Origin of the sequence: Paraglaciecola chathamensis S18K6 (genome assembly GCA_000314955.1) — a bacterium.
GTDB classification, from domain to species: Bacteria; Pseudomonadota; Gammaproteobacteria; order Enterobacterales; family Alteromonadaceae; genus Paraglaciecola; species Paraglaciecola chathamensis.
In genome coordinates this window covers 94,631-114,224 of the sequence record BAEM01000033.1, presented here as the reverse complement: position 1 = coordinate 114,224, position 19,594 = coordinate 94,631, and the positions used below count along the sequence as shown (strand labels likewise).

The 19,594-nt window shown below is 43.9% G+C and carries 13 protein-coding genes; 7 read left to right on the top strand and 6 right to left on the bottom strand.

The annotated features are described in order from the left end of the window. Nucleotides 1–9: 9 nt before the first annotated feature. From aceF to GCHA_RS11510, 4 genes are all read left to right on the top strand, one after another. Nucleotides 10–2,016, top strand: a complete 2,007-nt coding sequence (aceF, locus tag GCHA_RS11525; protein WP_007988328.1) for a dihydrolipoyllysine-residue acetyltransferase — start codon at nucleotides 10–12, stop codon at nucleotides 2,014–2,016. 112 nt (nucleotides 2,017–2,128) lie between these two features. After that, on the top strand, nucleotides 2,129–3,553 hold the full coding sequence (gene lpdA / locus GCHA_RS11520; protein ID WP_007988326.1) for a dihydrolipoyl dehydrogenase: 1,425 nt from the start codon (nucleotides 2,129–2,131) through the stop codon (nucleotides 3,551–3,553). Nucleotides 3,554–3,857: 304 nt separating this feature from the next. Continuing rightward, the gene (locus GCHA_RS11515; RefSeq protein WP_007988324.1) at nucleotides 3,858–5,939 is read left to right on the top strand and encodes a M13 family metallopeptidase; all 2,082 of its coding nucleotides are present in this window, start codon (nucleotides 3,858–3,860) and stop codon (nucleotides 5,937–5,939) included. Nucleotides 5,940–6,105: 166 nt separating this feature from the next. Continuing rightward, entirely contained in the window at nucleotides 6,106–6,354 is a 249-nt protein-coding gene (locus GCHA_RS11510) for a DUF1289 domain-containing protein (RefSeq protein WP_007988322.1), read from the top strand. Here the strand turns inward: GCHA_RS11510 and GCHA_RS11505 are convergent. Next, nucleotides 6,351–7,271, bottom strand: coding sequence for an alpha/beta fold hydrolase (locus GCHA_RS11505; RefSeq protein WP_007988321.1), 921 nt, complete (start codon nucleotides 7,269–7,271; stop codon nucleotides 6,351–6,353). The two genes, GCHA_RS11510 and GCHA_RS11505, sit on opposite strands and share 4 nt — an antisense overlap. A gap of 269 nt (nucleotides 7,272–7,540) precedes the next feature. Here GCHA_RS11505 and GCHA_RS11500 point away from each other — a divergent pair, with 269 nt between their 5' ends. From GCHA_RS11500 to GCHA_RS11490, 3 genes are all read left to right on the top strand, one after another. Further along, the gene (locus GCHA_RS11500; protein WP_007988320.1) at nucleotides 7,541–8,371 is read left to right on the top strand and encodes an HDOD domain-containing protein; all 831 of its coding nucleotides are present in this window, start codon (nucleotides 7,541–7,543) and stop codon (nucleotides 8,369–8,371) included. Nucleotides 8,372–8,564: 193 nt separating this feature from the next. Further along, nucleotides 8,565–9,281: a DUF481 domain-containing protein gene (locus GCHA_RS11495; RefSeq protein WP_007988319.1), complete on the top strand. Its 717-nt coding sequence runs from the start codon at nucleotides 8,565–8,567 to the stop codon at nucleotides 9,279–9,281. A 50-nt stretch (nucleotides 9,282–9,331) separates the two neighbouring features. Next, nucleotides 9,332–10,069 (top strand): DUF481 domain-containing protein, encoded by a 738-nt coding sequence (locus GCHA_RS11490; RefSeq protein ID WP_007988318.1) that lies wholly within the window; start codon nucleotides 9,332–9,334, stop codon nucleotides 10,067–10,069. A 71-nt stretch (nucleotides 10,070–10,140) separates the two neighbouring features. Here GCHA_RS11490 and GCHA_RS11485 read toward each other — a convergent pair whose 3' ends face one another. From GCHA_RS11485 to GCHA_RS11465, 5 genes are all read right to left on the bottom strand, one after another. Further along, nucleotides 10,141–11,370, bottom strand: a complete 1,230-nt coding sequence (locus GCHA_RS11485) for a hypothetical protein (protein ID WP_007988317.1) — start codon at nucleotides 11,368–11,370, stop codon at nucleotides 10,141–10,143. Continuing rightward, entirely contained in the window at nucleotides 11,370–13,670 is a 2,301-nt protein-coding gene (locus GCHA_RS11480) for a putative bifunctional diguanylate cyclase/phosphodiesterase (protein ID WP_007988316.1), read from the bottom strand. The genes GCHA_RS11485 and GCHA_RS11480 overlap by 1 nt, the downstream gene beginning before the upstream one ends. 37 nt (nucleotides 13,671–13,707) lie before the next feature. Further along, nucleotides 13,708–14,343: a methylamine utilization protein gene (locus tag GCHA_RS11475; protein ID WP_318248964.1), complete on the bottom strand. Its 636-nt coding sequence runs from the start codon at nucleotides 14,341–14,343 to the stop codon at nucleotides 13,708–13,710. 126 nt (nucleotides 14,344–14,469) lie between these two features. Then, nucleotides 14,470–18,126, bottom strand: coding sequence for a FimV/HubP family polar landmark protein (locus tag GCHA_RS11470; protein WP_007988314.1), 3,657 nt, complete (start codon nucleotides 18,124–18,126; stop codon nucleotides 14,470–14,472). Nucleotides 18,127–18,538: 412 nt separating this feature from the next. Further along, on the bottom strand, nucleotides 18,539–19,555 hold the full coding sequence (locus GCHA_RS11465) for an aspartate-semialdehyde dehydrogenase (protein WP_007988313.1): 1,017 nt from the start codon (nucleotides 19,553–19,555) through the stop codon (nucleotides 18,539–18,541). Between the last annotated feature and the right edge of the window lie 39 nt (nucleotides 19,556–19,594).

The window sequence follows — 19,594 nt, the reverse complement described above, 5'->3', positions numbered from 1 at the left end:
TAAATCAAAATGTCAGATATGAAAGATGTATTGGTACCCGATGTTGGTGGCGAAGAAGTAGAAGTCATTGAAGTACTTGTCGCCGTTGGTGACGATGTTGACGCAGAAGCATCCCTGATCACAGTGGAAAGCGACAAAGCGAGCATGGATATTCCTGCTCCTTTCGCTGGCACAATCAGCGATATTTCAGTCAAGGTTGGTGACAAAATTAGCCAAGACCAATTGATCATGAAAATGTCCAGTGGTGCTGATGCACCACAGGAAGAAGAAGTACCAGAGCCAGCGAAAACAGAAGCAAAATCTGAAGAGCCAGCACCCGCTAAAGAAGAGGCTCAATCGTCTTCATCAGCTTCTCAAGTGATTGAAGTGACTGTCCCAGATATTGGTGGCGACACTGATGTTGAAGTCATTGAAATTCTCGTAAGCGCTGGTGATAGTATCGAAGAAGAAACTGGCCTTGTTACCCTAGAAACAGACAAAGCAACAATGGATGTCCCTTCACCTAAAGCGGGTGTAGTGAAAGAAGTTAAGCTGAGTACCGGTGACAAAGTATCGGAAGGCTCGCTTGTGATATTGCTAGAAGTAGCAGGTAGTGCACCAGCACAAACCGAATCAGCTTCTCAAGAAACACAAGCAGCCCCAGCTCAAGAGCAAAAGCAAGAGCAAGCTGCCAGTGCCCCTGACGAAGAAGAACAAGCGTCTGGTGAGCCAGAAACGATTGAAGTGACGGTACCTGATATCGGTGGTGACACCGATGTTGAAGTGATCGAAGTACTTGTAGCGGTTGGCGATAAAATCGAAGAAGAAACCGGTTTAATCACACTTGAAACAGATAAAGCCACTATGGACGTTCCGGCCCCTAAAGCCGGTGTCGTCAAAGAGCTTAAAATCAATGTCGGCGACAAAGTTTCCGAAGGCTCAGTAGTGCTTATGCTAGAAGTGGCTGGAAGTGCACCAAAAGCAGCACCAAAGACTGAAAGCAAAGCCCCTGCTCAGCAAGCCGCTCAGACATCTGCTCCCGCTCAGAATACGCCTAAATCAGCGCCTGTTCCTCATCACCCATCAGCGGGTGAACGTGGTAAAGCAGGTAAAGTACATGCATCGCCTTCAGTTCGCCGTGTTGCCCGTGAATTCGGTGTTGATTTGACCCAAGTGAAAGGTACAGGCCCGAAAAACCGCGTCCTTAAAGAAGATGTTCAATCGTATGTTAAATATGAATTGTCTCGTCCTAAGATGACTGCTGGTTCTTCTGTCAATAACGGTGGCGGCGGTTTACAAGTGCTTGCGCCACCTAAAGTTGATTTCAGCAAGTTCGGCGAAGTGGAAGAAATTCCGTTAACCCGTATCCAGAAAATCTCTGGACCAAACTTGCATCGTAACTGGGTCACTATCCCACACGTAACACAGTTTGAAGAAGCCGATATCACAGATTTAGAAGCCTTCCGTAAGCAGCAAAACGCCGTTGCCGAAAAGAAAAAGCTTGGCTTTAAAATAACGCCATTGGTTTTCATGATGAAAGCTGTAGCAGACGCGCTCAAAGCGTACCCTGTGTTTAACTCTTCACTGTCTGAGTCCGGCGAAAGCTTGATCCAGAAGAAGTATTTCCACGTGGGTATTGCGGTAGAAACACCGAACGGTTTGGTAGTGCCTGTTGTACGTGATGTAGATAAGAAAGGTATCTACGATCTATCAAAAGAATTGATGGAAATCAGTATCAAGGCGCGTGACGGAAAACTTAAAGCCGCTGACATGCAAGGCAGTTGTTTCACCATTTCTAGCTTAGGCGGAATTGGCGGAACAGCATTTACACCTATTGTAAATGCACCAGATGTCGCCATATTAGGTGTGTCTAAAAGTGAAATGAAGCCGAAATGGAACGGTAAAGACTTCGAGCCAAGGCTAATGCTGCCTTTATCATTGTCTTACGATCACCGAGTCATTGATGGCGCAGTTGCTGCACGCTTCGCTGTTCACTTGGGCAAAGTCCTAGGTGACTTGCGCGAAATGTTACTGTAACGAACAGCTAGGCGATAATGTATAAAAAGTTATCGCCTTTTCTTTGCTAACCAGACACCGGCTAGGTAGAATTTCCCGGAGTCTGGAAGAAAATCAATAGATTGAGGTCAAAATGAGTGAAATTAAAACTCAGTTGGTAGTGCTTGGTGCGGGCCCTGGTGGTTATTCCGCAGCTTTCCGCGCTGCTGACTTAGGAATCGAAACAGTAATTGTTGACGTAAACAGTAAACTGGGTGGCGTGTGCTTAAACGTAGGATGTATTCCTTCGAAAGCCTTGCTTCACGTTGCTAAAGTGATCGAAGAAGCCAAAGCATTATCTGCCCACGGCGTTGATTTTGGCGCGCCAAAGTTTGATCTCGATAAAATTCGTGACTGGAAAGACAGCGTAGTCGATAAGCTTACTGGCGGCCTTGCTGGTATGTCTAAAATGCGTAAAGTGAAGCACGTTCAAGGCTACGGCAAATTCACTGGTAGCAATACCCTTGAAGTTGAAGGCAAGGATGGTAAAACCACTATCTCTTTCGACAACGCCATTATTGCTGCTGGTTCAGAGCCTGTTAGCTTACCTTTCATCCCTCAAGATGACCCTCGTGTAATTGACTCAACTGGCGCGCTAGAGATGAAAGACATCCCTGGTAAAATGCTTGTTTTGGGTGGTGGTATTATCGGCCTTGAAATGGGTACGGTGTACAGCGCACTAGGCACACAGATTGACGTCGTTGAGTTTTTGGACCAACTTGTTCCTGCGGCCGACAAAGACATTGTTAAAATTTACCAGAAAACCGTTAAAGACAAATTCAACATCATGCTTGAAACCAAAGTGACTGCGGTTGAAGCAAAAGATGACGGTTTGTACGTAACCTTTGAAGGTAAACAAGCGCCATCTGAGCCCGTTAAATACGACAAAGTATTAGTGGCTGTTGGTCGTCGCCCTAACGGTAAGTTAGTCGATGCTGATAAAGCAGGCGTAACGGTTGACGAGCGTGGCTTTATCAATGTTGATAAGCAAATGCGTACTAATGTTAGCAGCATCTTCGCTATTGGTGACTTAGTGGGTCAGCCTATGCTTGCTCATAAAGCGGTGCATGAAGGTCATGTGGCTGCTGAAGTCATTTCAGGTATGAAGCACTACTTCGATCCAAAATGCATTCCTTCTGTTGCCTACACAGAGCCAGAAATGGCTTGGGTTGGCTTAACAGAAAAAGAAGCGAAGGAACAAGGTATTAGTTTTGAAACAGCTAGCTTCCCTTGGGCTGCATCGGGCCGAGCAATTGCCTCAGCTGCAACCAATGGTATGACGAAGCTTATTTTCGACAAAGACACACACCGTGTTATAGGTGGTGCGATTGTAGGAACGAACGCTGGCGAAATGCTTGGTGAGATCGGTCTTGCTATCGAGATGGGTGCTGATGCAGAAGATATCGCATTGACTATCCATGCTCACCCAACGCTAAACGAGTCTATCGGCTTAGCGGCTGAAATGTACGAAGGTAGCATTACAGATTTACCAAATCCGAAAGCTAAGAAGAAAAAGTAAGCAATACTTTACATCTTTCTAGTAATTTCTTGAAAAGGGCCGTTAGGCCCTTTTTTTATGATGCCCTCGCCTGCCACACTTCTGTTTAAATACCGCTTTCTTCTGACAAAATGCGCTGAAATAGCTTGAAATTCAGCTAAATGTCGTATGTTACAAATTATCACACTTATTCAATCAAGGATTTTGCACTTATCGTTAGGAGTCATTAGACTGCTCAGTGCCTAAACGACAGAATGAAAGTGAGTACACCCCACCAAACGGAACTTTAGGCGTAACTGTGTATCATCACTTCACAAGGAAAAATATGAAAAAGCTATCTTTAGTGGCAATGAGTGTCTGCATTGCATTGGGTTTAAGTGCATGCAGTCCAGGCCCAGAAAAAGACTCTGAAACCAAACAAGAAACAACCACTAGCACTGAGAAAAAAGCACCTGAACTTTCAGGCATTGACTTAACGGCCATTGATGAAACAGTACGCCCTCAAGACGATCTGTTCCGTCACGTAAATGGTGCATGGCTCGAAAGCACTGAAATTCCGGGCGATAAATCTCGTTACGGCGTATTTAACGTCCTTTATGATGATACCCAAGAGCGTCTCAAAAGCATGATACAAGAAGCCGCTGACACTGACGCCAAGCAAGGTACAAACACCCAAAAATTAGGTGACATGTACAACAGCTACATGAACGTTGAACTAGCCAATCAGCTAGGCCTTTCTCCGTTACAAGCTGAGCTAGATAGCATCAAAAACATCAGTGATATCCAGCAAGTATCCGCTAAATTTGGTGAGCTATACACCAAAGGTGTTGGTGGGATATTTAACTTTTATGTATCACCTGATGCCAAAAACCCTGGTGTAGTCGGCATGTATTTGGTCCAAGGCGGGCTAACATTACCCGATCGCGATTATTACAGTAAAGACGAAGAAAAATTCGTTAAATTCCGTGATGCAACTCAGACCTACATGGCCGCTTTGTTGTCAAAAGCCGGCATCGCCAACCCCGAGCAAGCCGCTACTGAGTTAATGGATTTAGAAAAAGACATTGCTTCTAAGCACATCTCTCGTGTTGAAAGCCGTGATGCAGAAAAGAACTACAATAAACGCAGCGCACAAGAAGTGAAAAGCCTTATGGGCAGCAGCTTTGACTGGCAAGCTTACGCTGATGAAAGCGGCATTGGCAGCGTTGATGAAATCATAGTACGCAACTTACCTTACTTCGAAGCGGTCGGCGAAATATACGCGAACCACGACGTACAAGTATGGAAAAACTACCTGACCTATAACCTCATCGACGCCTACGCCACCCGCTTAGATGAAGAGTTAGTTAACCTGCATTTTGATTTTCACTCAAAGACCCTTAACGGTATTCCTGAGCAGCAACCCCGTTGGAAACGTGCCGTAGCCGCGACCAGTGGCGTATTAGGGGAAGTATTAGGCCAACAATACGTTGAACGTTACTTCACCCCAGAAGCAAAAGCCAAAATGGATGAGCTGGTTAAAAACCTAACCAAAGCTTACGGTGAAAGCATTGATCAACTTGAATGGATGACGCCTGAAACTAAAAAGGCCGCGCGTGAGAAGTTAGCTAAATTCACACCAAAGATCGGTTACCCTGATAAATGGTTAAACTACGATGATTTAACCATAGCTGCAGACGATCTTGTGGGAAATTACGTTCGTTACTTTGAGTTTGACCACGCTGTTGATGTCGAAAAAATTGGCAAGCCAGTGGATAAAGCCGATTGGGGTATGACGCCGCAAACAATCAATGCTTATTACAGTCCAGTACGTAATGAAATCGTATTTCCAGCAGGTATCTTGCAATCACCATTTTTCGATATGACCGCAGACGACGCAGTCAATTATGGTGCTATCGGAGCGGTTATAGGACACGAAATTGGCCATGGCTTTGACGACCAAGGTTCAAAATATGACGGCGAAGGCAATTTACGCAGTTGGTGGAGTGACGAAGATCGCGCCGCGTTCGACGTGCTTGGTAAAAAGTTGGTTGATCAATTTAATGCGTACGAACCTATTCCAGGACAAAACGTCAACGGGGAATTAACACTAGGTGAAAACATTGGTGATTTAGCCGGCGTAACCATTGGCTACAAGGCTTACCATATGTCACTTGGTGATGAAGAAGGCAAAGTGATTGACGGCCTGACAGGGGATCAACGCTTCTTTATGGGTTATGCCCAGGTATGGCGTAGTAAAATGCGTGAAGATGCCTTACGCGCACGTTTACTTAGTGACCCGCATTCGCCTGGCGAGTATCGAGTAAATGGCATAGTCGGAAACGTTGACGCTTTCTATGAAGCATTTGATGTCAAAGAAGGTGACAACATGTATTTGAAACCTGAAGATCGCGTAAAAATTTGGTAACGCAAACCTCAAGGTTTTAAACAACACTATTGTCAAAAAGCCACCTAGGTTTCACAGCCTAGTTGGCTTTTTAGTATCTTGCCAACCGGTTTGTGTCACCTAAACAGTACCAATTCCTGCTCACTCGACGTAAACTTTATCCATCCGTAATAGTTGAGAGTCGTGCATGCAGCAACTTGAAATATTCCAAATAGAAAGCCCCTGTATCGGCGTTTGCCAAGCGGGCCCTCGTGGATATTGCTTAGGTTGTTATCGCTCAAGAGAAGAGCGTTTGCATTGGGTCAAATTAGAGGATGAGGTGAAAAGCAAAATCGTTAAAGCCTGCGCACTTCGTAAAAAGCGTGCGTTTGCTCGCAAGCGCAGTCAAGATCCTCTCTCTGTCGACACGCCCACCCAAGGCAGTTTATTAGACTAACGTTCGTTGCTGGCCCTGATATTTAGCGCTAGCTGTGTTATTTCAGCAATTATTGTTGACCAAAGTTCAATGGGTAATGTATGTCCCATACCTTCATATATACATAGCCGAGAACCATATATAGCATTCGCTGTTGCATAACCGTTACTGACCGGCAACATAGGATCGTTTTTACCGTGTATAACTAAAGCCGGCAACGACACGTTTTTGAGGTCATTTGTACGCTCTTTGGCGGCGAGAATAGCGGCAAATTGGCGTAACACTCCTTGAGGGTTGACCCCGCGCTCATAAATTTGCGTTACTAGCTTCTGCGTTCGAATAAAATCAAACGTGTAAAAGTGGCCATGCAGCGTTCGCCAAAACTCGACCATATTAGCAATACTTTTATCTCGTGCCTTGGGCATAGGTTTGAGCAGTTTTAACAACACGTTTTTTTCTGGTTTATGCAAATTTTTGCTGCCCACACTGGACATAATTGAGGTCAGACTAAGCACCCGATCAGGATGCTCAATAGCCAATATTTGGCCAATCATGCCTCCCATCGATGCTCCAACGATATGTGCCTTAGGCAAATTAAGCCATGTCATCAAACTGATAACATCATCGGCCATATCACTGAGAGTATAAGGGATAGAGATTTTAGCCCCCAGGAAGCCACTCGCTGCCAAATGCACTAAACTTGGGGTAAACTGCTCTTCGACAAAAGCGCTTTCGCCTACATCACGATTATCGAACCTTATGACCCAAAAGCCTTGATTTGCAAGCATTTTGCAAAAGGCATCTTCCCATAAAATACGTTGCGCTCCCAACCCCATAATAAGTACCAATGGCGCATCTTCTTGCGAGCCAAATGTATCATACGTCAAGTGAATGTTATCAACATGACGAGTGAGAGTGACCGGTAAACTGTGTGGCATATGTATTACCCTTACTCCAATTCCAATTCCAATTCCAATTCCAATTCCAATTCCAATTCCAATTCCAATAAATAATTAACCACTGGGCGAAAATTTAAAATGACTTAATTAAGGCGTGTGAATGATAGCCCTTTATTAAAAACTAACCTGTGCTCTTTCCTGTTCGAGCCACACAGAGTAAGTCTCTTTGAAACTGGTATTAGTTCCATTTGAGCATAAGCTGTACAAACTTTATACTGATGGAAAATAACAATAATAAAGAGTCTATAATGTTATCTGCTCAGGATTACGCCCTAGGTGCCACGCAGTCATTTGCCTTACCAGAAATTTGTGTGCAAATACGCTCATTGTTGGACAGCAATAATGCGAGCACTGATGATATTGCAAAGCTGGTATCAACTGACCCTGCCCTTAGCTCCAAATTATTACAATTGGCAAACAGCGCTTTGTTTCGTTTTGAATCACAGGTCGATAACATCAGCAAAGCCGTCAATGTTGTGGGAGGGGAAGCCCTATACAACTTAGTGATGGCTGAAACCGCCTGTTCAGCTTTCGAACATTTCAGCAGTGATGTGATTGATCTGAAACGCTTCTGGCTACAAAGCATTTATGCTGCGCTCGTGGCTAAACATTTAGCCAAAATCGCTAAAACTCGAACCAGTGCCCGTTTTTTTGTGATCGGTTTACTGCACAACATTGGTGAGCTGATCGTAGCGGTTCAAACACCTGCACTCGCCATTGCTTGTAATCAATATGACCCACAAATTCCGCCGTGGAAACGGCAAAAGTCGGTATTAGGCTTTCATTACACAGATTGTACGTACGCATTACTTCAACAATGGGGGTTACCTGGCCATTTATATCAAGTATTACCCAATACGAACAACGAATCCGCCGCCTATATGAGTCAAGAAGCCAGTCTGATGTTCACAATCTACCGCATAGCGATTGCCATGGTCGCCCCTGAAAACATGAGTCCGTTGAGCTCGATCCATCCTCTTATTTTGCGCAAAGCGGGGTTGGAAGAGCAAGATATAACGGACGGTATAAAATTCGCTCATATGGAAGCACAAACAATGATAGGTTTACTTAAAGGCTAATCACTAAGAAAACGGCGAAAGTAAAAGGCTAGCAGCGCGTTTTGGGATGCATTTATAATCCCAGTTAGATATACTGCGCAGCATTGTCTTTTAGCCATCTATCATGTTTCGAAGAATAATGCTCAGATATCTAATTTTGCTGGCGCTTTGCTTTCCCTGCCATGCTCAAATAAACATTATGCGCTCGCTTTACATGTCAGACAGCGGTGGAACCCTACCAGCGACTGATAGCAATATATCTGCAACTGGTGAACTGGGCTTACTGTATAACAAAGGCAACACCAATTCTTCTAGCATCAACGCCAAATTTAACATCAGTCAAGAACTCGAGAAATGGAGTTATCAAGCCATTGCTAATACCCGCTATAAAACGTCAAAAGAAGCGGATGACGGTGGTGATGAATATGATGTGACAACGGCCCAAAAGAATTTCATTTCCACCCAGATCGATTTCAAACTCGCCTCTCCTGATGAACGCATATTTATATATGCTGAATATGAGAACGACCGTTTCGACATCTATGACTATCAAACCCTAGTGGCCAGCGGTTGGAGCGAACGCCTGTGGCGCGACGAATTTAGTGAGTTTAAATACAGCGTAGGGCCAGGTTATGCGATTGCCGAAGCCAAAAACGATGAAGATAACGACGATTTACAAGGTGTTATTTTACGTACTGCGTTGGAATACACATTAGAAATCTCAAAGTCAGCACAATTTCGTCAGTTCATCAGTACGGAAACCGACCCTGAATACACCAGAACAAAATCAGAAACATCACTTTCCACTAAGATATTTGGCTCTTTAGCGATGAAGCTATCTTTTATTATGGAACACAACAGTAATGCTGAAGTGACCCAAGAGAGCCTAGACACAGAAACGGCCGTCACCCTCGTATATCAATTTTTCTAATTCGCCATTGCCCTAATACAAATAAATTTTCAACTTAAGGATATGTTTAAATGAAAAAAACGCTTATCGCCACCGGATTACTCCTCACCGGAAATGCCTTCGCCCAGGAAGAAGTCAAACCATTTACTATGGATGGCGAGCTAGGCTTTATCGCTACATCGGGTAATACTGAAACAACTTCTTTAAACGCAAAATTGTCGGCTCATCAGGAGCTTGAACAGTGGAGCAATGATTTCTTGTTTGAAGGACTATACAAGAAAGACGATGTCGCTATCGACGATGAAACCAGTGAAAGCCAAACCACCGCTCAAAAGTATTTCTTATCGGGCCAAGGTAATTACAAGTTAGCCAATCCTGATCATCGTCTATTTTTATTCGGTTCGTACGAAGATGACCGATTCAGCAGCTTTAACTACCAATCAACGCTTGCAGCGGGTTGGAGCCAAAAGTTGTGGGATAATGAAACCACTAAGTTCGAGTACAGTGTGGGTCCTGGTTACTCATTTGCTGAAACCTCTGAAGGAGAAGACGCCGATAGCTTCATCGTTCGTGGGGCATTAGGTTTCAACTGGAAGATTTCAGATACAGCTACGTTTAAACAAACAATGAGTACTGAAGTCGGTGAAGACAACACTAAATCAAAATCAATCAGCTCTTTATCAGCTAAGATAAACAGTTCTTTGTCGATGAAATTGACACTCACCTTCGATCACAACTCAAACGTGACCAGTGACACTGAAAAATTAGACACGCAAACAGCGGTCACCATTGTTTATACTTTCTTCTAAACAAAACTCTGAACAAAAAACGGCAACCTTTAGTTGCCGTTTTTTTGTTTTATAGAGCCTCATTCATCAGCTTAGCGCCATCTAAACTGCACCACAGCTAAGGTTTGCTGTTGATTTTGCTTTGCTGCTTCATCAAGCGTGGTACGAATATCCGCTTTATTTCGGTTAATGTGTTGCTCTAGTCCTACCTGCCAATTTGTATTCAGCTTGTAGCGCCAGGCAATCGTCAAACCTTGGCCACTACTGTTGTTCATATCTTCTGGAATAATGTCGTCTTCTTTTACTTTGAAATCGTCGTAACGCACGCTGAGACGATGTGCCCCCCGTTTATGGCTAATCATCATGTACCAAGCATCAAAATCAATATACACAAATCGCTGCCCCATATGGCTACTACCCGACAACCACTGAGAAATGAAGCGGGTCGACGGGGTAACATCATGAGAAAAGGCCACAGAATGAAACTTCGTGCGCCAGGCGTATAATCGTTGATGATTAACCACAGTTGGCTTGGCTTGATTATCATAAAAATAGTAACGTAGTTGTGTGCGTTTGTAATAACTCAGGTGAACGCCGAAGTAAAAGCCAACGCGGCTGTCTAACTCATGAAAAGGCTCTACATAAGAGGGGTGAAAAATACCGTTTGGGTCAATAACAGATGGGTAATCAGCAAAAACGATTTTATCATTATGTAAGCTTTGTCGGTCATGCATCGCAAAGCCACGCCAACTTAACAGCGTACCAAGGGTGTCATTTCCTTTGAATGCGCCTGCGGTGATTTCCCACGAAAAAGGGCTTCGTCGATTACGCCCTGCGCTAAATAGAGTTCCTTCTAAACCCGCTATTCTAAGTTCTTCACCAAACCAACTGTTGACCGCAGATTGGGTATAGGTGTATGGCGATAACCAACCTAAATCAACATTTTCTAACGACAAACGGGGGTAAAAAAAACCAGCGCGCCCTTTAAAACGAACCTGACTATTTGACAGAGGCTTATATTGAATAGCAGCTTGGGTAATCCCTATATGTTGCTCCCCTAACTGATAAATATTGGCCGTCACATCATATGAGAAAGCAGAAGACAGTTTGTCGGTTATTCTAAGTACGCCCTGTTGCAAATTAACGCTATCATCCTGATAGGCAACAATACCTGTTCCTTTGTCAAGCCAGGGCTTTTGATCATCTGCCTTGACCATATTGACCTGAACCAAGCCGCTGATTTGTTGTGCCGTTGAAGGCAGCACGACAACTATTAAGAATAAAAATGCAATTAACCCATTGTACAAAATCAATCGCGCCACTAAGTTAAACCATTACGTATGAAGTTTTGATACCAAGCGATCAGTTCATCAGCTCGCAGCGCCTTTGTCATATAGTAACCTTGCGCCTTGGTACATCCTATCTCGGTCAAAAATTCCAAAGTGGCAAGATCTTCAACGCCTTCGGCAACCGTGGTAAGCCCTAAATTTTGCGCCAAACTCACTAAGGTTTTCACCATCACCCGGTCGTCTTGGTTTGTAGCCAAATCAAGTACAAATGCCTTATCAATTTTTAGCTCATCAACTGGCATTTTTTTCAACTGAGCCATTGATGAGTATCCGGTACCGAAGTCATCTATTGATAAAGTAATGCCCATATTACGCAGTAAATTTAGTGCTCTTAGGGCGTTATGGGGATCGCTCATAACGGCGCTTTCCGTTACTTCCATGGTGAGTGCACTAGGAGGTAGATCAAACTCCACCAGCAATGACGCTATGCTATCTGGTAGGGATAAATCAACCAAATCAATCGCTGATATGTTTACCGCTACGGTAAAATACACATCTTGCTCTCGCCATTTTTTAAGCTGCGCGCACGCTGTTCTCAAGGCCCATTGGGTAACATGTCGAATTGAACCTGTTTGCTCAGCCAGTGGAATAAAGTCGTCAGGGGGAACAAAACCATGCTCAGGGTGAAACCAGCGTATTAAGCACTCTAATGTTTCAACCTTATGGCTGTGAATTGTTAACTTAGGCTGATAATGCAGCTCTAGCTGCCCCTCAGCTAATGCACTTTTTAGTTCAGACATTAGACTGAGGCGTACCACAGAATGTTTGTTTAAGGCGTCATTATAGACAGCAAACGGGTTATGCTGATCTTTACAACTGTACATAGCAATATCAGCGCACTGCATCAAGCCCTGCAACGATTGCGCATGCTGTGGGTATAAAGCGATACCAACGGAACAATCAACGTCCAACACCACGTTTTCAATTTTAAAAGGCTGCTCGAACACTTTGATTAACTGTTCTGCTGCTTCTTCGGGACTGCTATGCGCCGCTTGATGACTCACTAGTGCATACTCGTCTCCGCCCAAGCGGGCACAAAATCCGTTTTTCGTAGCATAGCCACTCAAACGCCGTGCAATTGTGATCAATAAATCATCACCCAGGTCATGGCCGAGGGTATCATTTATATCTTTAAATCGATCTACGTCTAACGTCAGCACCGTTAGCTGACATTCGGGCTGTTGCTTAAGCATATCCCTTATATGATTGGAAAACTGTATCCGGTTAGGAATATTGGTTAGCTCATCAAAGTAAGCAAGATGATGAATTTGTTCTTCACGATCGCGGATACCCTGCTGCATCTCATCAAAGGCACTGGATAAGCTTTCTACTTCCAAGGTATTAGCACTAGGAAAGGTTTCAACGAACTCGCCTGCACGCATTCTGCGCGCCGCTCTAATTAACTGATGCAGCGGTTTGGTAATTTCTCTGGATAATAACGTCGCTCCTAACAAGCCCAACGTCGCCGCTGATAACAAAATAATAAACAACTGGCCAATTAAACTCTCACTGGAAAGATACGCATCATCTTCACCAGTCGATAGCACTATGTATACCGGATCTTCTCCCCAAGAGCCTAGCTCAATCGTACTGTAAATCGTATTTTTAGACGACAAAGAAACACGATGTAGTCCAGTAGACGCTTCGATTCTACTCAGCATAAGGTCGTTAACAAACGGCGTTTCGGGGGTTGCGCCTAACAGCACATTTTTTTCAAGACTCAGCAAAGAGATTTGCATATTGGTTAGCTCTACCAAATTCTGCGTGAATAAAGTCTCTGCATTTATTCCCATCACCACCCAAGCATTAATTTGCGTCGAATTTTCGACAAACCGAACAGGGGTTGCGCGTATAAGATAGAAATGATTGTTGAATGAAAACCAATGAAGCTCAGGCGTGGCAAAAGAAGGCACAATTTGGCTGCTATTCTCTAGCGGCTCAGACGAGCTAGCCAGGGGTGAAAAATCACGCCCTAAGACCCAAAAAATATCCGCATCTAATCGGTTTTGGTAGTTAGACATAGCTGATTTCAAGGATTGTGAGTCATTACCAGCAGTAGCGATCAATTGTTTAATACTAAAATCTTTAGCCAGAGTAATCATGCCATTATCCAGTGCGCTCGCTCGCCCTTCAAAATTATCTCTAACCACACTGGCTGAAGTTTGAATATGACTAAGCAATTGCGCACTAGAATGCTTGTACGTCGCTCGCTGAACAAAAAATAGCGTTACCAAAACAATAATGGTCAGTAACAGTAAGAAGATGAACGACATCCTCATCTGTAGGGATGTCTTGAAAAACGTTCGTGTATTACTCATATTCGCCGAATTCATCACTGTTATTTTCGTACGCATTCACATCAGGTAACAGTGCAGAAGGCACCTGCATTGTCTCGTGAGAATCTCCTTGAACAGGCATAGTCTTTTGAAAAGATTCGGGCGTGTCGCTAATGCGTGGATGCCAAGCTCTAATGATATATTCGCCATCAGGTACTTGCATACTGACAGAGCCTTGCTGATCCGTTTTAGCAAAATAAGGGGTATCAACTACATAAATATAGCCCAACATCCAATCATGGACGTTACAGCCCATTTCCACGACGCCTAGCTTATCGAATAATAGCGGGTTAGCGCGCAACCCCTTGTACAGCTCTAATTCGAACGCCTTGGCAGAGGAAAATGAATAAACGTGATGCTGAATAGAATCTGAGTTTGGAAAGCTTACTTGGGTATTTTTCTGAACAGCAAGAATGTGCGGAGCAAACTGGGTATTGACTTGGTCCATAATTGCCATGCTATTGCTGGGCGCTGCCGGAGTATCTTTGCCTAGAAGATAAACCACCACATTAGACATGGGCACCTGCTGATTGTCGGTAACGACAATATTAATGTTACTGCTATGGCTAGCGGTACTTACCAATAACAAGCTCAAGACGAATCTAATCACTGCTACCTCAATTTTTTTAACAAATACTAACTGATTTTTAGCCAATGTATTAAAAATGTCTTGTTTACAACATAGATAATATAAAAAAAACGTCGAAACTCATTCGCTTAATTGACGTTATGCAGCTTATTCTTCTCCTTGTAAGCTGGCTAAGACACGCTTCGCCTCATCAGATTGAGGTGGGTGACCATACTCGATAATATCTTCTAATAACTCTGTGGCAGACTCGGTCTCTCCAATTTCTATATAAGCATGAGCTAAATCCAGTTTAGCACCAAACCCATCGTCGCTGTCCACATCAACATGGTCCGAATCTTCCTTAGCGGTAGAAAATTCGCCCATGATCGACTCTAAATCAAGTGCTTTTTCGGGTAAGGGATCTGCCGTGATGCTATCATTTAGCAAATCATCAACGTCGACAAAGTCGCGTTCCGCGTCATCTGGCGCTTCCTCTTCAAGTAAAGTGGCGATATCCACTGCACTATCAATATTTTGACCAGCTTGGTTAATGTTGCTTGGAGCTTGCTCTTCAACTGAAGCAGACTCAAGGGAGTCGCTCAAGTCATCATCCAGACTTTGCAACATGTCATCAAACGAAGCTGACTCAAGTTCTTCTATAGAATCTGTTTCATCTTCGTCGACTTCATTTAACCAATCTTCGAGTTCCGGAAATTCATCTAACTCATCGTTTTCTTGGGCCTGTGAAGGAGGTAACCTATGATCTGTTGATGCTTCGTCGTCGTTACTCTGCTCATCATCTAAAACAAAATTCTGTAGCGCAGATTCTAGTTCATCGTCATCAAAATCTGCCAAAGCATCAATGTCGCCTAGCTCAGTATCAGTTAATGGCTCTTCAACAGGTTTCGCAGAAGGCGTATTTGATTCGAATTCGTCAGTATCAAAATCAGCTAGCGCTTGCTCTAACGCGTCTTCCTCACTAGCCTCCCCATTTTCACCTGGTTCACTTGCCTCTGGAACAAACTCAAGTTCATCGAGTGAATTTTGCTCAGTCGTGGTTTCTTGCTCGTCGCTATGAATACCAGTAGGGTCAACCTCAGCAGGTTGTGATGTAAGATCTGTTTCGTCTTGCGTTGGGGAGGATGTGGCAGTATCTGGTTCTGCTAATGCTGCATCTTCTTCTGCTGAGGGTTCTTGTTCTGCTGAAGGCTCTTGTTCTGCTGAAGGCTCTTCATCCGCCGCGGGCGCTATGTCAGCTTCTGATACATCCTCTGTCTCTAACGCGTCGTCGAGTTCCAGTGCGCTATCATTTTCGTCTTCTTCGGGTTCATCGGCTTGCTCTGATAGAGATTCATGGTTTTCATGTGTCTCATCATCAGCTTGTTCTGATAGAAGCGTTTCATCTGCCGCAGGCGCTTCATCCGCCATGGGCGTTTCATCCGCCGCAGGCTCTTTATCCGCTGAAGGCTCTTTATCCGCTGAAGGCTCTTGTTCTGCTGAAGGCTCTTTATCCGCCACGGGCGCTACATCAGCTTCTGGTACATCCTCTGTCTCTAACGCGTCGTCGAGTTCCAGTGCGCTATCATTTTCATCTTCATCGGCTTGCTCTGTTAGAGATTCATGGTTTTCATGTGTCTCATCATCAGCTTGTTCTGATAGAAGCGCTTCATCAGCCGTGAGCGTTTCGTCTGCCGCAGGCGCTTGTTCTGCTGAAGGCTCTTTATCCGCTGTGGGCGCTACGTCAGCTTCTGATACATCCTCTGTCTCTAACGCGTCGTCGCGTTCTAGTGCACTATTGTTTTCATCTTCTTCGGATTCATTGACCTGCTCCGATAGCGGTTGTTGTTTTTCTAACGGCGCATCAGGCTGCTCAGATAAAGGTGCGAGTGCGTCCAAATTAGACTCGTCAGGTTCAGAATTTGAGCTTTCTGCATCAGCGTCAGCAAAAATGTCACCTAAATCTTCGGTAATTTTATCTAATTGCTGAATATCGCGCTGTGGGGTGCCTGTAAACTCAGGCTCTGCTTTCTCTTCCCCTTCTGGCAGCATATCCTGCATCATTTCAACTTGTTCAAGCTCGTCAATCAGATTACTAGTAATGTTATCTAGCTCTTCACTTTGCGATGCAATCTCTTTATCAAGCTGCTCTAGCATATCCTCGTTAATGGGATCGTCTGCATTTACTTCTGACGATTCTGGAAGCTCAGGTTTAGGCTCAACCAGTAAATCATCAATATTAATTTCCGGCTGTTCATCAGCATCTTCAACAGGAGAAATATCATTAATATCGCTTTGAACGTCTTGAGCTGAGTCTGTTGGAGTGTCCACTTCACTTTCAGCATCATCTATTTCAGAAGCAAGCTCTTCTTCAAGGGCTTCTTCTGGCCCTTCATCTATCATTACCTCACTATCAGTGCCTAATTCATCCAGCGCATCTAAATCGTCTACATCTAACCCCAAAGACGCATCTTGCTCATCGGGAACAGACTCTTCTTTATCAGTATTTTCTGCTACATCCAATTCGATTTCGTCAACTTGACTGTCGTCGCTATTATCCTGTTCTTCATCGTCTGACAAACTGATGTTATCCATCTCATCATCAATTTCAGCCAACAAGTCATCTTCGTCTTCAAATAAGTTGTCTAGATCGTCTTGATCAAGCTCATCGCTTCCGGCTTCAAAGTCTTCTGTTGGATTGAGTTCACTATCTGGCACCAACATATCATCGCCAAGATCATCAAACTCTTCCTTGTCATGTAGACCATCCTTCTCGTCAAATGACTCTTTTAACTCCTCGGCTAATACGTCATCTCCAACGCTCTGGTCGCCAAACAAGTTTTCGTCATCTAACTCTGAGCTTAATTCTTCGCTTAAGGCATCAGATAAATCGTCCATTTCACTGGCTACATAGGTATCAGCGGGTTCGTCTTTCGTTGCCAGTAAATCTAGATCCATCTCTTGTGGCTTTTTACGCTTTATTAACCAGTAAGCAAAACCACCTAAGATGAAAAGAGACACTAAGATTGAAGTAATAATTAGGGTGAGTGGCTTCATCAGCCAATCGGTAAAGCCACCTTTTTGCTGTTCGGCTAACGCCTTTGCCTCGGCGTCTCGAGATTTAGCCAGTAGCTCATCAATGCTTTTACCCATCTGCACTATTTGCTCATCTCTCAGTGCTTCTTGACTGCGTATTTCAGCTAAGTCTTTATTTACCGAGTCTAGGCTTTCGAACACTCTTTGATTTTCATTCAGAATACTTTGAACACTGAGAATCGACTCGGCAAACTGTTGCCGGATTTGCTGGAATTGACGATTTTGTTCCTCATCAATGGCCCCTAAGCGTTTTTCAATGATATCTTTTGTTTCATCTAGGTCGTCCTTGCTGGCCAAAGTCTTATTGGCGTTAACTCCGGCACCGCTGCCAGCGTCTTCACCGCCTAAATTGAGCAATTGATTATCATAGCGGACCTTCGCAATCGCCTGGGCTTCATTCACTCTGCTCACATACCCAGAAGCGGGCAGGCGCAAGATAGCGCCGTCTCGCATCAGATTTATATTATCGCGTTCAAAAGCGTCTGGGTTTAGCTCATACGTGGCGAGCATCACCTGATATATGGAATGACTAGTGTTTTGTCTTGCTTCGCTGGCGATGCGCCAAAGTGTGTCAGAAGAGGTTATCGGGCCATAAGTTTGGCCAGAGAAATCCGAATCGCTATTTTTAGGCCCTTTAATACGGATTTGTTGAAAATCGGCTGCTTCAAGACCGATAGCAAAAGTTAGTGTGAGGCTCGCTACAAATAAAAGGGCTAGCGTTCGCAAATTCATTGATCCTTTATGCCTCAAAATTAGGGTAAATAACCCGCCATCAGGGGTATTTACAAAATCATTTATTCTTATTGATACGCGCACTTGCATATTACAACAAATGAGAGCAAAAAATATTCCACAAGTACATATATCAAGTGGATAACGTCTTCATATCTTACTATAAACCAGAAGGTTAAGATGATCTAGAATGGCATTTTAGTGACGTTTTTCCCTTGTTTCACAAAGGGCATGTATCCTAAATTTTTCTTGATTTACGCTAAGACTATAAAAGGCTATCGGCACTTCCAATTAAAATATGAATATATAAGTGGCTAAACTAAAAGTGAATATTCAAAGTGGCTTGCTTTAAAAACAATTAACCCACGGGCATAAAATACGCACCGTGGGTTAATTTTATTATGTTCGTTGATTACATGTAATCGCGGATCAGTACCTCAGCAATCTGAATGCTGTTGGTAGCAGCGCCTTTGCGCACATTATCAGAAACAACCCACATGTTTAATCCATTAGGGTGACTGATATCATTACGTACACGGCCAACAAAAACATCATCATTGCCGCTTGCATCACCTACTTGAGTAGGAAAGTCCGCAGGGTCTGCTTTTAAAACAATACCAGGGGCTTGCGCTAACAGATTTTTCGCATCTTGCGCATCTATGGGCGTACGAGTTTCGATATGAATAGCTTCACCGTGACCATAAAACACGGGCACTCTTACTGCGGTGGCGTTAACACGGATGCTTTCGTCACCTAAAATTTTCTGAGTTTCCCACACCATTTTCATTTCTTCTTTGGTGTAATCATTGTCTAAAAACACATCAATTTGAGGGATAACGTTAAACGCAATTTGACGACTAAAGGCTTCAGGTTTTGCTTCCTGACCGTTCAATAAGGCAGCAGTTTGTTTTGCTAACTCATCCATAGACTCTTTGCCGCCACCAGAAACAGACTGATAAGTACTAACGTTAATACGATCAATACCTACCGCGTCGTGAATAGGCTTAAGGGCGACCATCATCTGAATCGTTGAGCAATTAGGGTTAGCAATGATGTTGCGATTACGAAAATCGGCTAGCGCGTGGGCGTTAACTTCTGGTACCACTAACGGGATATCAGGTTCGTAACGGTAGTGCGATGTATTATCGATAACAACGCAACCTGCTTCTGCAGCAATCGGGGCGAACTTTTCAGAAACACTGCCACCGGCCGAGAAGAAACCTAATTGTACTAAACTCCAATCAAAGGTATCTGCGTCTAACACAGTTACTTCTTCACCCTTAAACGTCACCGTACCACCAGCAGAACGTGAACTTGCCAATGGGTAAAGTTTGTTGACTGGAAATCCTCTTTGTTCAAGAATTTCAATCATGTGTTGTCCTACTAAACCAGTAGCACCCAACACGGCGACATCAAAAGACCGAGACATGTAGCATAACTCCTAAAAAATGTTTATTTGTTTAAGTAA